Origin of the sequence: Pantoea sp. B550 (genome assembly GCF_024158165.1) — a bacterium.
In the GTDB taxonomy this organism is placed as follows: Bacteria; Pseudomonadota; Gammaproteobacteria; order Enterobacterales; family Enterobacteriaceae; genus Pantoea; species Pantoea alfalfae.
Genome location: NZ_JAMYXI010000001.1, coordinates 53974 through 68000 on the forward strand (window position 1 = coordinate 53974; position 14027 = coordinate 68000).

The following is a 14027-nucleotide window of genomic DNA, read 5'->3' on the forward strand; positions in this document are numbered from 1 at the left end:
CAAAGTGGTACAGAGGAATAATTTTAACAGAGATTAGGGAAAACCGCGGGTCATGGTTAGCGGGTTTTAACAATTGCTGCAGGAGACGGGGCGTAATGCGCAGGGCTGATGACACATGCAGCCAGCATCACGCAGCATTCGTCAGTGATGCACAGCCTGTGCCTGTTAATTATAAACGAGATTGAACGTCACCGTGCCGTCCGCTTTTCCCGCCATCACCTGCCCGCCAGTCTGAATATATTGCGCGTTAAACGTCATCGACGCCGCCTGATTGGGAGAAGAAACTGTCGTCAGCACCGGCAGCTGATCGGTTGAGACATTCAGCGGCACGCGCTGACCTTCCGGGACCTGCAGGCCGGGTCCATAAGTCAGCGCAATGCCTACACCGGATGCTGAGTTGCTCTGAGGCGTCAGGCTGATGGCATCTTTATCACCTGATGTAGCCATACCAAAGAAACCGACTTTTACGGCTGCACTGTGCTCACACATCACCTGAATCCGGAAGCGCTTCTCGCTTCCTGCCCGGCTGCCGATACCGGTGAATTCCGTCTTACTCACCTTTCCCATGTCCACATTAATAGCGGACTGGGAGGCGACCACAGAACAGCTGCCATACTGCACGGTAAAGCTGGAGAGGAATATTTGCGGCTTGTCGTTGATTGGCTGGCTGCTGGCTGCACTGTCCCCGACCTTCAGGCTGGCATTGCCAATGTTCACCTCACCGACAGATGCGGGTTGATCGCCAGGGTTAAGCGGCGAGCGCTGTCCGGGAATTTTATAGAACACCACATAGGACTGAAGGGTTATGTCGTGGGCAGAATTTAACTGTGGGCTGGTCTGGGAGTTGCAGATCGAGCTGGTTTTACCTTTACCGGTGGTATCAGCGAAACCGCCACCGCAATAAGACGGCTCCTTGAAACCAATAGCGAACCCGATGCTCTCAACGCCTGGAACACGGTATATCGGCGTATTGTGCCCGCCCGCGATATTGGTCTGTAAGCCGGACTCTTCAGCATTAATCTCAAACCCCATATCTTTGTAGTTATAGCCCTGCTCACCGCTGTTTTTATTGCATGTAAAAGCATTGCTGCTTTGCAGGGGCATCTGCGCCGAGATGGGGGTGCCATCGGCTGCGCCCGGCACATAGTTGACGTTATGCACCTGCACGACCACCTGGCTGACGCCCTGACAGGACTCCTGTCCCAGTGCAGGTAAAGCACATAATGTCGGGATAATCAGCATCATCCCTTTCGCTAAACGCAGAACTGATTTCATCTTACATTCCTGTGAATTACTGGCAAACCGCAGAGACGAGTCTGACCGGATTGGTGCCGCTGGCGGCAGGCAGGCGGAACGGCGCGCGGCAGCTTTTCTCCCCCCCCTCTTCCTGCCATTTCACCTCGATAACACCCTGGGCGGGTACACCACTCAGATAGAGTTCGCCTTTTTCAGCGACGATGCCGCTGGTGCTGCTGTTTTTTCCCTCTTCGGCGAGCGCGATCTGCCCCGTCGCCCCGAAAGGTGGGAAGGCATCCTGCCAGCTAAGCGTGAACAGCACCCGATTACCCACGTGGGTGGCATAGTCGGTCATCACAATCGCGCCGCGTGTCGGGATAGCCGTTTGACCATCCAGTTCGACGTCAACATTGTCGGGCAGCGTATCCGTTTCCAGTTCGATGGCATTTTCATGATAAGGCGAAAGTGACGGCACAATCGCATAGCCGCGACCATCGGTGACCACATTGCTGCTGCTCTGAATGCCCACATCGGCCGTACCCGGCACACGCACAATCGCGAAGGTGTCGCCCAGCGGCTGGCTCAGCGTAATGCCGTGTGCATGTGCGACGATGCCGCCCGAGAGACCATAGTTAAACTGAGTGCTGTGGCGATCATGACTGACCCCAGCACTGAGGCTGCCGCGACTGCCACGATAGTCCAGCGAGCCGTTGCTGTTCAGATTTTGTCCCTGGCTGTTGTGGCCCTGCTGCAGGTTGTAATGCAGGTTGTTGTCCTGTAACGCGCTACCCGACAGGCTGACCTGCTGCGAAACATTCCCATCATTGCCGGAGTTCATGCTGTAGCTGACGGAGCTGTCTGGCAGCAGCGCGATGAAGGGAACAGAGACATTAAAAGAGACCGCGCGGTCAGCCTTACGGACGCTGGTCGAGTCGGTGTAAAACCAGGCGATGCCCCAGGAAATGGCTTTGTAATTGCTGTAAAAACCCAGATGCAGGGTGCGATCTTCACTCTTTGAACGCCAGTAGCGCTGCACATAGGCAGAGGCGCTAAGGCTGCCGTAGTCACCCATTTCCTGAGAGACCATTATTTCTGACCGACTGCGTTTGTTAGCCACGTAGCGGGTCGGGCTGGTCATCGCATTGGCTTCGCTGAAGGCATAGAAACCACTGGAGGAGTAGCGATAGCTCGCCATGCTGAAAGTCGTATTGGTGGAGGCGAAATTTTTCTGATACTGCGCGCGGACTGACTGACCACTGCTGCTCTGGCCTTGCGCTAAACGGGTTTTAGCCACGGTAACATCGGTTCCCAGCGAGCCAAAATCGCCAAGACTTTTACCCAGACCGATCGCCACAGCGTGATAATTCTGCGCCATCTGAACGCCACCAAAGGCGGTAAAGTCATGCGGCAGTCCGTAAAACAGTGTGGACTGCACAAATTCAGGTGAACGTAGATTGTTGCTGCCTGAGTAATGATAACGACCGCCGCTGACGCTGTACTTCATATGCCCCTCACGCAGCATATAGGGCACCGCCGAGTAGGGCTGGGTGAAGGTTCGCACCGTGCCATCGCTTTCATGGATAGTGATATCGAGATCACCGCTCTGCGCCGTGGGATAGAGATCTTTGATTTCGAATGCGCCCGGTGCGACTACAGTTTCATAAATCACGTAGCCATGCTGACTCACCGTGACCCGCGCATTGCTGTGGGCGATGCCGTGTATCACCGGGGCAAAACCACGCTGACTCTCGGGAAGCATGGTGTCATCAGACATGATCTGCACACCGCGAAACTGCACGCTGTCAAAAACGTCGCCAGAGGTGTAGGTATCTCCGACCCTGAACTGGCTTTTCAGTGTCTTAAGATCCCGCTCCAGATAAGTAGTCTGGGATTGCCAGTGACTGACCAGATCACAGCGCCAGGTGGCCGTGTTACGCAGTCGCCATGCGCCAAGATTGGCCCCACTGCGCAGGCTGAGCAGCGTTGAATTCCAGCGGTCGCTTTCATTACGGCTGCTGCTTCCGGTGAGGTTATAATTTACAAAAGCGGCCGATACACCCTCATCCCAGCGCGAAGGATCGACATAATCGCGATCTTTTATTTTCAGGGCAATCTGGGGAATGGAAAGATTTAACTGCTGGTGCGCGAAATCAAAGTTGGCCGCAGCATCGGGTATGAAATCACCCAGCTCCTCAACCGTCTTATCTTTCTTCAGATTTCTGAACGCAGAGAAGCCGTTTACGTTGACACCAATCGCTGAAAGTTCTTCCGCCGTCAGTTGCGGAACAAGCCCGTTTCTGCCCTGCACAAAAGTGACATCGCGGCTATTAATCATCCGGTTGTTGAGCAGCAGCGTGACATGATAGGTACCCGGTTGCTGGCCGCCTTCATGGGCGAAATAGTGGAGATCGGCGGCGTTATGCTGATCGGATGAAAATTCCAGCGCCGCCGGATTAAAGTAGTCATCCGCACGCGCACCACGCAGCGGGCAGAACATAAGCAGCATCAGACCTGGAACGCCTGCAAGCCAGGAGGAGGCGTAAAGCGGTTTCGCGTGCTTTTTCTTCTCTGTATTGGCCTGTTGAGTGACTTTCACTGTTGATGCCCCGGATTCAAATCAAAATAAATGACTAACGCGTACGTTGTTCAGTGATGCCGCCAAAATCATTAATGGCCGACCATGTCACTGCGCCTGAATCAGCGACGTTCCACTGACGATCTTCACCCGGGCCAATCATGCCAGGATCCTGAATGGCGTGATGATTAACGCTTATCGAATAAAAAGAGACAAAGTAAGGGGTTGGGTTATGTGCAATCAGCTGCCTGCCTTCATGGCGAAACGAGAGTTGTTGCCAGGCATCAGCCGGATTTCCCGCCAGGCCTTTGGGCCGATAAAAAAGTTTAAATTTCGATTTGATATTAACCTGCAGCTGGTTGCTTTTATCGCGTGGCGCAGGCGAAATAGATTTCACATTGAGCCAGAATACCGATTCACGATCTTTCGGCAGGGGCATTCCCAGATAATTAATCCTTAACAGATTCTCTTTTCCCGCATCGAGGCGGAAGAGTGGTGGCGTGACAATAAAAGGCACGCGGGCGTGATCATCTGAATTAAAATTCTCTATCCAGGATTCAATCAGGTAGGGGATAGTTTCATCCTGATTAGTGACAGAAAGCGCTGCCTCCTTTTTTCCTTCAACAAAAATAATACGCGTCCCTCCCATCACAACACCTGCATGAGCAGCCATGCTCAGCATACACGCAGAGAAAAGCGAAATAATTCTTATTACTTTAAACATAGTCATTTACGCCGTTGATATTCAGGAGGGAAGCAGGGTTGCCCCTGCTTTTAATCAGTTATAAACCATTACAAAATTTGAAACTGAGTTGGCGGGACCGACTGCAATTTCAGCACCATCACTTTTATAATCGGCAAAGAAATTCAGGTCGGCAGATCCCCCATCTGAAGACTTAACCACGTTGACCGCTTTGGAAATGGTACCGATAGCAATCGGTGTGCTGCGGTCAGCTTCGTAGAGTTTGATGCCCACGCCAGTTGCGCCACCGTCAGTCACTTTCAGCAGGGTATTGTCGCCGCTATCTTTATCGCCATCGAACAGCACGGCCACTTTAGTGACCGATGCCGGGCAGTCTTTGACTGAAATAGTGAAAGGGGTTTCGGTGGTTTCGCTGCGGCTTTCGAAATAAGATTTCGCCCACTTACCTAAATCAACGCTCTGATTTTTACTGGCAGTTGAAACGTCACAGGAAACATCGGTAATTTCACCGGTAAATTTCACTTCGCCACCTGCACCCTGAGTACCGGCGGCGGTTCCCGGATTAGGCACAATGGGTGATGGGCCGTCAGCTGCGGCTAATGCCGATCCGGAAATCATAAGGCCAGCCAGTGCCACTGGCAGAATACGTTTTCTGATATTCATCAAACCTGTCTCTTTTCAATACATGCAAAGCGGCTGGGATCAGCCACCTGATGGATAAATATGCATTTATAAAATGCGCCAACATAACAACCCGGTGTTTATTATGTTGGGACTATATTAGCGCTGTGCAGCTATATAAAAGATAAACAGGTCGTTTCGTTACATTCCCAAATAATCCATTAAACGCTTTTCATGTTCTGGATCAATTTCCGGTAATTTAAGAAAAGGATTAGTCAGCCGGTTAAACATCCCTTTTTAATAACACATTCACCTATACAGCCCTTTATATTTACTTTAATTATTTATAGGTTCCAGAATGGGAATATCTTTTTCGCCAGCAGCACATACGTGTCGCTCAACAATAGCCTGCAACAATTATTCATTACGATGAAATAGCAAGCCAGTGCAACTTAAAGCAGATCGTGATCCATCGGCGTGCGAAAAGCTTGCCGTGCGGCAACCATCAGTTGACTGGCTGTTACAGTGGTGGGGAGTCGAAGCAGAATTTTACTTGCCTGCCAGTAACAGAGCACCATGACCTCATCCTCCTCTTTTTCAGCCAGCTCATGCAGCCGGGCGCGCAGTGATAACACGTCAATACTCTGCTGATCATCCAGCATGTCAGAGATTGTCTTGTTAATAACGCGATGGAGAATTTTCCAGGTAAGATCGGTATGCAAAATTAACCTCTTCTAACGCTTATCGGCCCCAGGCAGACGATTAGCATACAGTTAACAGAACTGACTTTCTCATTCGGGCGAGCAAATTCTGCAGATAACTATAGCTGCGTTGCAGGGCCAGCAGTTGAGAATGCCAAAGCCGATAATTCTAACGATTAATGGCCCTTGCTGTCGCCTGTTACGCGCGTCTCAGCCGCTGATTGCTGTTTTTTGTAACAATTACGGCTGATTCTCAACTGGCTGATGCGATGAGGATTTGCCAGGGTAAGGACACTTTCCGTTCCGTTTATCTTAAAGGAGTTTTCGATGAGTCAGCATGCTGATGTCCTGATCTGGGGCCACGGTCCCGCAATCTTTGAAGTCTTTCTGGAACCCACCTGCCCTTTTTCGGTACGCGCGTTCAATAAATTTGACGCGTTACTGGCGCATGTGGGTGAAGAGAAGATGACCCTGAAGATTCGCCTGCAATCACAGCCGTGGCACCTCTATTCCGGCGTGATTGTGCGTTACATCCTTGCCGCCGCCAGCGAAAGTAAAGAGGCGGCAAAGAAGGTAATGCAGGCAGTCGCCGATCATCGTGAAGAGTTTGAGTTCACCGATCACTGTACCGGCCCGAATCGCGATGCAACGCCGAACCAGATTCTGGCCCGCCTCAGGGAGTACAGCGGCGTGGATGCCAGCGCCGCGTTTGATCAGCCCGATCTGCAGAACGCGATTAAATGGCACTGCAAATATGCCCGCCAGAATGGTATCCACGTTTCACCGACCTTTATGGTGAATGGTCTGGTGCAGCCCGACATCAGCAGCGGTGACGACATTGAACACTGGGCGAGCTTTCTGATGCGTTAGTTTTTGTGCGCGGCTGTGGCTGGCCGCGCCAGAGTATGCCTCTCCTTTGCGATCCAGCACACACCAAAACCCAATATCATGATAATTAAGCCTGTTTTCCCATGAGCAGGCCGGGTAAGCTGTAACGCGCTTAGCAGCATATAAACCGCTGCTGCTTTATCTTAACGGCGACACTGGCCTGCATTTATTCCGGTCAGGCGCTTCTTTCATTAAGGATTTGCGGATGTCGATGACGCTGGAACAACTGCAGGACAAATATCCGGGTGCATTCACAGATGCATTCGGTGATTCCCCGGAATTAGCTAACGAGCTGGCAACGCTGATTATTGCCGGAAAAAAGGTAGCCACCTGCGGTTCGTTACAGAGCTGGCAGGATCAGGAAGTCCTGCCACAGCCGGGCGGCTACACCATTGTTCTGAACGGCGAAAAACGGCCCGTCTGCGTGATCCGCACTACCGGACTGTTCCTGACGCGCTTTGATCGCGTGACGCCCGAGATGGCGATGCTGGAGGGCGAAGGCGATCTCAGCCTCGACCACTGGCGGCAGGAACATCAGCGCTACTTCGAACGTGAAGGCTATTTCCACAGCGAAATGGAGCTGATCTTCGAAACGTTCCAGCTGGTCGAGGTGATCTAAACCCGAACCTTACAGCGTATTTGCCGCCATCAACGCCAGACGCGTAACACCACGCGCGGCGAGGTTCTCAGCCGCCTGAGCTGCACGCATGCCACTGGCACACACCAGTACCACACGCTGATCGGATGGCGGCTGCCAGGCTGCTATCTGCTGCGGCAAAATCCGTAACACCCGTCCGGCCACACTGACCGGCGCTTCTTCGGGACTGCGCAGTTCCACAATGCAATCGTCCTCACTGAGCATCAGCTTATCGATAAACGGGATGCCCGGCACGTCGGGTTCAGGTGCATCATCAAAGCGAAATTGCCTGATGTGCCAGTCCACAAAGTCGCAGTGAATCATGCAGCCGAGCGGCGACGGCGTCAGTTTCAATAACACACTCAGCACCATCTGGGCCTGAATTGCACCCAGCATCGCTACCGCAGGCCCCATCACGCCCGCCGTATTGCAGTTTCCCGACGCTATCGGCAGTTGAGGAAAGAGCGCACGATAGCCAGGCGCACCGCCGCAGAATCCGCCGACATAGCCTTTGCGACCCAGCACCGAGGCGCAGATCAGCGGCAGACCACGCGGAGAGCAGGCGTCGGAGAGTTGATAGGTGATGGCGAAGTTATCCGCCGCATCCACCACCAGATCGACCCCCTTCAGCGCCTGCGGCAGTTGGCTGGCGCTCAACATCTGAGGATGTACCTCAACGTGGCAGTCAGGATTACGCAGCGCCAGCTCGCGCTGAGCACAGATTGCTTTCGGCTGGCCCACATCCCCGACGCCAAACAGCGTCTGCCGGTGGAGGTTGTGCAGCTCGACCCGATCGCCATCGTAAAGACGAATAAATCCGATGCCCGCTCCGGCCAGCAATGGCAGCAGCGTCGCGCTAAGGCCGCCCGCACCCACTACCAGCACCCTTGCCCCGCTCAGGCGCTGTTGCCCCGCTTCACCAATCTCCGGCAGCATCGCCTGTCGCTGATAACGCGTCATCGCTGCTCCTTAACTGAACTGTGCCAGACCAAAAATGGGCGTAGAAGCTGACGCCATGTCGCGTTGCTCCATCAATCCTGCCTGAAACGCCTCGTACCCGCCGTGGATCGCGGCGGCAAAGGCACCCGCCATGCGCACCGGATCGCGTGCTTTCGCTACCGCCGTGTTAAGCAGCACGCCATCAAAACCCATCTCCATCGCCTGTGCCGCCTGGCCTGGCGCACCGATGCCCGCATCAATAATCAGCGGCACACATTTAAACCACGCACGCATGGCGCGTAGTCCCTCTATATTGCGCAGCCCCTGGCCGGAACCAATCGGCGCGCCCCAGGGCATCAGCACTTCACAACCCGCTTCCAGCAGTTTCTCGCCAACGATCAGATCTTCGGTAGTGTAGGGAAAGACCTGAAAGCCATCAGCACAGAGGATTCGGGCCGCTTCAACCAACGCAAAGGGATCGGGCTGCAGCGTGTCGGCATGACCAATCACTTCCAGCTTAATCCAGGGCGTGTCGAACAGTTCACGCGCCATCTGCGCCGTCGTCACCGCCTCTTTCACCGTGTGGCAGCCTGCGGTATTCGGCAGAATCCGTTTATTGAGCTGCTGCAACAGCGTGCGAAAGGCACCGCCTTCGCTGCCTTCACGACGCAGGCTGACGGTAATGATCTCCGCACCTGACGCGTCGATTGCCTGATGCAGAATATCGGGTGATGGATAGCCGGCGGTGCCGAGCAGAAAGCGTGATTGCGGGGCAAATTGATAGAACATGGTTAACCTCCCTGCATCGGTGACAGGATTTCCAGCTGGCTGCCCGGCTCAAGCTGCTGGCTGGCATAACGGCTGCGCGGCACAAACTCACCGTTCAGCGCAGTGGCGACGGTGCGCGGGTCAATCTGCTGCTCCGCCATAAGTTCCGCCAGCGTGATTGCGCTGGTTTCAATCATGCGTCCATTAAGTTGAACTCGCATGAGTCATCTCCTGAGTGAGTTGCAGCATGAGTTTTTCAGCCATGATCGGGGCCAGTAAAAAGCCGTGGCGGTACAGCCCGTTTAACGAGAAGCGGCCATTTTCATAGCGGACTTCCGGCAGGTTCTGACGGTAGGCGGGACGCAGACCGGTGCCACTCTCCACGATGCGCGCTTCAGCCAGCGCCGGATGCAGGCTGTAAGCCGCGCTCAGCAACTCCATCATCGCCCTGCCGCTGATCGGGCTGCTGTCGTGACTTTCGACCATGGTGGCTCCGAGCATGAAGTGGCCTCCGGCACGCGGCACCAGATAGCAGGGAAAGCGCGGATGCAGCAAACGGACCGGACGGGAGAGCTGAACATCATGCGTGCGCAGGATCAGCATTTCGCCCCGCACGGCGCGCAGAGCGGGCTGCTGATCAAGAGCATGGATGCCGCGGCAGTCGATGATTGTGCCGCCGGGTTTGCCGCTGTGAAACGGTACGCCAGCCTCCTGCAGTGTGGCGCGCAGTTGCTGCAGTGCGCCGCGCGGATCAAGATGCGCCTCTGCAGCAAAGAACAGGCCACGGGCAAAGCGATTTTCCAGCGCCGGTTCGATGTCACCGGGGGCGACCCACCGATGCTGCTGCGTCATGCTGGCGAAGCGCGTCAGTTCACGGCTGTCACGTGGTGGCGCAACCACCAGCGTGCCCTGCTGCTCAACGCCATCAACGCGTTGCGCCCACCAGCCCGCCGCATGCTGGCCCCATTCGATCACCTGCGGCGGCGCGCTTTCCGCTTCGCACCAGGGCGCAAGCATACCGCCCGCCCAGTGCGAGGCGGCACGACAGTCCGGCTGCGTAATAATTTCGACGGACTCTCCCCGCTCCCTGAGCAGTGTGGCGACGCACAGCCCGGCGACGCCGCTGCCGAGCACCGACCAGCGGCTCATGGTGTCCACCGGAGAGGAAGAAAGGGGTTCAGGATGAGATAGTTCACTTTGGCCTCGTTATCAGTTAACGAAGACCCGTGATACGGAGGGAAAAGGCAGAGACGTCGCGAACGCGCCCCTGCGGCAAGTATCGGATGCGATACCCGTCTTCCTACGCCAGTATCAACTGGGTCAGGTTCTAAGGGTCGCTAAGCCGCGCACTGCGCTATTAGCCTCTCAGTCTCTCTGGCGAGACTCCCCTGACGGCTTTAGTTGTAAGTTAAGCGGGCAGCTTCGTCAAGCCGCGTGCGTGAAGACGCGCCAGAAATTCGGAGGATATGTGCAGGCGTTTACTGTGAGTGCAAAGGCTATGCATTCGCATATGAGAAAAGAGAGATGTGTTAAACGGCAGGTGCTCTAAAGCGCCTGCAGCGATTGTGTCACCACGTCGGTTATTTCACGAATACGCAATTCAGCGCGGCGATAGTAGGTCCATTTCCCGACTTTGCTGGCTTCGACCAGTCCCGCATTGTGCAGGGCTTTCAGACATAACGAGGTAGCGGGCTGTGATAAGCCCGCCTTGTCCTGGATGAGGGTGGCACAGACGCCATACTGAGCGAAGGGATAAAGCTGCGAATAGCCCGCAAACGCTTCGTCAGGATTTTTAAGCCACTTCAGTACTGCCACTCTGGTCGGGTTGGACAGTAACTTCAGGGCATTTTCGGGGGACATGCCGCCTCACATAAGATCAGGATTCAAAAACAGGATAGTCAGTATAGCCTTTCTCAGTGCCGCCATACAGGGAGGCGTTGTCGACCTCATTCAGCGGATAGCCCGATTTAATGCGCGCAGGCAGATCGGGATTCGCAATAAACGAGCGGCCAAAACCCGCCAGGTCGCCCCAGCCGTTATCCAGCATACGCTGTGCTTTTTCCGCCGTGTAGCGACCGGAATAGATGATCGGCGATCGGAATGCTTCCCTCAGCGCAACCCGGAAACACTCTGGCATATCCGGGCTATTATCCCAGTCCGCTTCGGCAATAGAGAGATAACCAACTTCCAGCTCATTCAGAAGCTGAGCGGCGCGGATGTAGGTTGCGTGGGGATCGCTTTCAACGAGGCCAAGATAGACGCGCTCTTCGTCGGTACTCGAAAACAGCGGCGCAAACCGCACGCCAACACGGTGGCTGCCAAATACCGAGCTGACCGCCTCAACCACTTCACGCAGAAAACGCAGACGATTCTCTGCTGAACCGCCATATTCATCCGTACGGAAGTTGGTGTGCTCCGAAATAAACTGGTTAATCAGATAACCGTTGGCGGAATGCAGTTCCACACCGTCAAAACCCGCCTCTTTTGCATTTTCCGCTGCGCGTCGGTAAAGCGCCACGATCTCTTTTACTTCCGCGTTGGTCAGTACCCGTGGTTCGCTGGGTGCGGTCAGTATCCCGGCACCGGGTCCGGTTTCAATAAATACCCGGACGTTATCAGCCGCGATGGCTGAAGGGGCAACGGGTGCCTGTTTACCGGGCTGAAGCTCATTGTGAGAGACGCGACCAACATGCCAGAGCTGACAGAAAATCGTTGCGCCTTCCTGATGTACCGCCTCTGTCACCTTTTTCCAGCCAGCGATCTGAGCGTCGCTGTGGATCCCCGGCGTCCATGCATAGCCCTGCCCGCGAGGTTCAATCTGGGTGCCTTCGGTGATCATCAGTCCCGCGCTGGCACGCTGGCGGTAATACTCCACCATCATATCGCCGGGAATATTGCCCGGCTGTTCACTGCGACAACGCGTCAGCGGCGGCAATACAATGCGGTTACGAAGCGTGAGATCGCCCAGGTTCAGGGGGGTAAAAAGTGACGGCATAACAAAAGGTCCTCTGATGTGTAAGAGGCGCCATTATATTTACACATTTAAATTTGTAAATGTGTAATCAGTGCTTTTTGTTTTAGTCGGGTTTATCAGAGTGTCTCATCATACTAAACAGCCTCATCGTAGCAATCCTGCCGACGCGACGCTCAGGATGGCTTTATTGTCACGAAAGAGCCGCCAGCCGCAGGTTCATCACCTTTTAAGCTATGTATTTATCAGCGAACGCCTGCCACTGCTGGCGATAAACCTCCAGCTGTTTAAGTGCGTCATCGATTGAGGGTTGCGATTTGTTGCCCGGATTCGGTGTGGAACGAATCACATCAGCAAACGCACTGAAAATGGCGTTCATGTCACTGCCCGATTTTGTCGCTTCGAACATCCTGGCCCGTTCATTCTGTGGCCGCGCGGTGCCGCTCTTTACCTGGTTGAGATAATCACGCGCATCCGCCACGATTTCGCGGGTGCCATATTGATGCGCAATATCCAGCCTCTGCTGTGCTCCCAGCAGCGTGCGCTCTTCGCGTAATGCCACTTTACCGTCGATCATCTCATCAACAATGCCCGTCGCCTGCTCCCACTTGTCCTCCGGAACATATTTCTCAATAAGTTTGTGCAGTTTCACCTGCGTTAACGTTATTGCCATCGCTTCAGAGGTATCGCTGTTATCGTACTGATTTTGTCCCACCTGACCTTCAGCGAGCACCTGATGAAGTGCGCCCGCAAACTCATCCATACTGGCCTGGGTGTTATCTGTCGTCATGTCCACCAGGGGCCGGAATGTCCTTGCATCCCAGTTAGTATAGGGATCATTGAAAAGCGCATAGCCGAGGTTAAACGTGGGTCCCTGATTAGCGGATCGACTTGTCAGCAGACCTTTCAGATTTATATCCTGCTGTTCAGCTGAGACAGGATCAGCTACGACCTGCATCAGGCGGTCTCTTGCCGCCTGAGAGATGTTAACTACAGCGTCAGGAAGCGTTTTTCCGGTAATTGACTCGGTATTGACGCCTGAAGATGGTTTGATTGCACCGGAAGTAGCATAGCTATTTGCCACGCCGTCTGTAAGTCCATTGATTAACACCATAATGCCCTCTACGGTTTGATGAATTGAGTAATTAATCGGCAGGATGTAACAAAACTTTACCGTGAAAAATACAATCCGTAAGGCGGGTGACTTCTTTGAAAATCAGATCATCAGGTTCGCTTTGGCATAACTTTGATTCATAATGCCTTCAGAAACCCTTATTTTCGCCTCCTGCAGGTCAACACATTCCATATAAGATTAAAACCTTGCGAAATGCATAGAAAAGCATCATGTCAGCAGGCCGTTATTCCTTTCAGACAAGGCAAATTCAAAGGACATATTATGAATAGTGCACTGACTTTAGAGGCGCTGGGACCACGCATTTGTATTATGGGTCCTTCAAACAGCGGTAAATCCACCTTAGCAGAGGCTATTTCCCGCAAAACGAATTTACCTGTTGTTCATCTTGATCAACTTCACCATCTTCCAGGTAGTCAATGGATTCCCAGAGCGCCGGAAGCATTTCGCCATTTGCATGCGGATGCAGTGAGTCAGGAAAAATGGGTGATGGAGGGAAATTATACAAAATGCATTGAGGAACGATTTGCTCATGCCACGGGATTGATTCTTCTGGATGTAAAAGTGACCGTGGCACTGCTGCGTTATATTCGCAGGTGTTATTCATCCACACCGCGAATAGGGGGTCTCGGCATCAGCAGAGAGTCCGTAAGCCTGGAGATGCTTAAATATATTGTTCGTACTGCCCCGCAGAATCGTAAGTACCATCAGACGCTTTACGATCAGGTCAGATTGCCAAAAGTTCTGCTTAATTCTCCGCACGAGATTAAAGCCTGTTCAGAATACTGGGGCTTACAGTTAAAAAAATAAGTAAACCCACACCGCTTCGATAAATCACCCATCTATAAGCTCGTCA

The 14027-nt window shown here is 53.7% G+C and carries 15 protein-coding genes and 1 riboswitch; of the genes, 3 read left to right on the plus strand and 12 right to left on the minus strand.

Annotated features, from left to right (window positions below; genetic code table 11):
* Positions 1-165 precede the first annotated feature (165 nt).
* The 5 genes from NIM72_RS00255 to NIM72_RS00275 form a co-directional block, all read right to left on the minus strand.
* On the minus strand, positions 166-1275 hold the full coding sequence (locus tag NIM72_RS00255; RefSeq protein ID WP_222925830.1) for a fimbrial protein: 1110 nt from the start codon (positions 1273-1275) through the stop codon (positions 166-168).
* A gap of 16 nt (positions 1276-1291) precedes the next feature.
* On the minus strand, positions 1292-3832 hold the full coding sequence (locus NIM72_RS00260) for a fimbria/pilus outer membrane usher protein (RefSeq protein ID WP_253417750.1): 2541 nt from the start codon (positions 3830-3832) through the stop codon (positions 1292-1294).
* Between the two features lie 34 nt (positions 3833-3866).
* A complete protein-coding gene (locus NIM72_RS00265) occupies positions 3867-4535 on the minus strand; it encodes a molecular chaperone (protein ID WP_253417752.1) in 669 nt (222 codons plus the stop codon).
* A 54-nt stretch (positions 4536-4589) separates the two neighbouring features.
* Positions 4590-5177, minus strand: a complete 588-nt coding sequence (locus NIM72_RS00270; protein WP_253417754.1) for a fimbrial protein — start codon at positions 5175-5177, stop codon at positions 4590-4592.
* Positions 5178-5587: 410 nt separating this feature from the next.
* On the minus strand, positions 5588-5857 hold the full coding sequence (locus tag NIM72_RS00275) for a hypothetical protein (protein ID WP_161736151.1): 270 nt from the start codon (positions 5855-5857) through the stop codon (positions 5588-5590).
* Positions 5858-6163: 306 nt separating this feature from the next.
* Between NIM72_RS00275 and NIM72_RS00280 the strand changes: the two genes are divergently transcribed.
* The gene (locus tag NIM72_RS00280; RefSeq protein WP_222925569.1) at positions 6164-6706 is read left to right on the plus strand and encodes a thioredoxin domain-containing protein; all 543 of its coding nucleotides are present in this window, start codon (positions 6164-6166) and stop codon (positions 6704-6706) included.
* A gap of 223 nt (positions 6707-6929) precedes the next feature.
* Positions 6930-7343, plus strand: a complete 414-nt coding sequence (locus NIM72_RS00285; protein WP_161736149.1) for an ASCH domain-containing protein — start codon at positions 6930-6932, stop codon at positions 7341-7343.
* A gap of 9 nt (positions 7344-7352) precedes the next feature.
* Here NIM72_RS00285 and NIM72_RS00290 read toward each other — a convergent pair whose 3' ends face one another.
* The 7 genes from NIM72_RS00290 to NIM72_RS00320 all read right to left on the minus strand — a co-directional run bounded on the left by NIM72_RS00290 (position 7353) and on the right by NIM72_RS00320 (position 12997).
* Positions 7353-8321, minus strand: coding sequence for a HesA/MoeB/ThiF family protein (locus tag NIM72_RS00290; protein ID WP_253417756.1), 969 nt, complete (start codon positions 8319-8321; stop codon positions 7353-7355).
* 9 nt (positions 8322-8330) lie between these two features.
* Complete coding sequence (locus NIM72_RS00295) at positions 8331-9089, minus strand: thiazole synthase (RefSeq protein WP_253417758.1); 759 nt, start codon at positions 9087-9089, stop codon at positions 8331-8333.
* A 2-nt stretch (positions 9090-9091) separates the two neighbouring features.
* Positions 9092-9289 carry a sulfur carrier protein ThiS gene (thiS, locus tag NIM72_RS00300; RefSeq protein ID WP_161736146.1) on the minus strand — a complete coding sequence of 66 codons (198 nt, stop codon included), beginning with the start codon at positions 9287-9289 and terminating at the stop codon, positions 9092-9094.
* A complete protein-coding gene (locus NIM72_RS00305) occupies positions 9273-10217 on the minus strand; it encodes an FAD-dependent oxidoreductase (RefSeq protein WP_161736145.1) in 945 nt (314 codons plus the stop codon). The genes thiS and NIM72_RS00305 overlap by 17 nt, the downstream gene beginning before the upstream one ends.
* Positions 10218-10348: 131 nt before the next feature.
* Positions 10349-10468, minus strand: a riboswitch (TPP riboswitch).
* Positions 10469-10613: 145 nt separating this feature from the next.
* Positions 10614-10928 (minus strand): helix-turn-helix transcriptional regulator, encoded by a 315-nt coding sequence (locus NIM72_RS00310; RefSeq protein ID WP_161736144.1) that lies wholly within the window; start codon positions 10926-10928, stop codon positions 10614-10616.
* Positions 10929-10944: 16 nt separating this feature from the next.
* Positions 10945-12063: an alkene reductase gene (locus tag NIM72_RS00315; protein WP_253417761.1), complete on the minus strand. Its 1119-nt coding sequence runs from the start codon at positions 12061-12063 to the stop codon at positions 10945-10947.
* Between the two features lie 205 nt (positions 12064-12268).
* The gene (locus NIM72_RS00320; RefSeq protein WP_237566741.1) at positions 12269-12997 is read right to left on the minus strand and encodes a hypothetical protein; all 729 of its coding nucleotides are present in this window, start codon (positions 12995-12997) and stop codon (positions 12269-12271) included.
* 438 nt (positions 12998-13435) lie between these two features.
* Between NIM72_RS00320 and NIM72_RS00325 the strand changes: the two genes are divergently transcribed.
* Positions 13436-13981, plus strand: a complete 546-nt coding sequence (locus tag NIM72_RS00325) for an AAA family ATPase (protein WP_253417763.1) — start codon at positions 13436-13438, stop codon at positions 13979-13981.
* Positions 13982-14027 lie beyond the last annotated feature (46 nt).

Bases quoted from the DNA above. Each gene is read 5' to 3' on its own strand.
- thiS (WP_161736146.1), bottom strand. From the start codon at position 9,289: ATGCGAGTTCAACTTAATGGACGCATGATTGAAACCAGCGCAATCACG.
- NIM72_RS00290 (WP_253417756.1), bottom strand. From the start codon at position 8,321: ATGACGCGTTATCAGCGACAGGCGATGCTGCCGGAGATTGGTGAAGCG.
- NIM72_RS00305 (WP_161736145.1), bottom strand. From the start codon at position 10,217: ATGAGCCGCTGGTCGGTGCTCGGCAGCGGCGTCGCCGGGCTGTGCGTC.
- NIM72_RS00280 (WP_222925569.1), top strand. From the start codon at position 6,164: ATGAGTCAGCATGCTGATGTCCTGATCTGGGGCCACGGTCCCGCAATC.
- NIM72_RS00285 (WP_161736149.1), top strand. From the start codon at position 6,930: ATGTCGATGACGCTGGAACAACTGCAGGACAAATATCCGGGTGCATTC.
- NIM72_RS00325 (WP_253417763.1), top strand. From the start codon at position 13,436: ATGAATAGTGCACTGACTTTAGAGGCGCTGGGACCACGCATTTGTATT.
- NIM72_RS00295 (WP_253417758.1), bottom strand. From the start codon at position 9,089: ATGTTCTATCAATTTGCCCCGCAATCACGCTTTCTGCTCGGCACCGCC.
- NIM72_RS00315 (WP_253417761.1), bottom strand. From the start codon at position 12,063: ATGCCGTCACTTTTTACCCCCCTGAACCTGGGCGATCTCACGCTTCGT.
- NIM72_RS00320 (WP_237566741.1), bottom strand. From the start codon at position 12,997: ATGCAGGTCGTAGCTGATCCTGTCTCAGCTGAACAGCAGGATATAAAT.
- NIM72_RS00255 (WP_222925830.1), bottom strand. From the start codon at position 1,275: ATGAAATCAGTTCTGCGTTTAGCGAAAGGGATGATGCTGATTATCCCG.
- NIM72_RS00270 (WP_253417754.1), bottom strand. From the start codon at position 5,177: ATGAATATCAGAAAACGTATTCTGCCAGTGGCACTGGCTGGCCTTATG.
- NIM72_RS00310 (WP_161736144.1), bottom strand. From the start codon at position 10,928: ATGTCCCCCGAAAATGCCCTGAAGTTACTGTCCAACCCGACCAGAGTG.
- NIM72_RS00265 (WP_253417752.1), bottom strand. From the start codon at position 4,535: ATGTTTAAAGTAATAAGAATTATTTCGCTTTTCTCTGCGTGTATGCTG.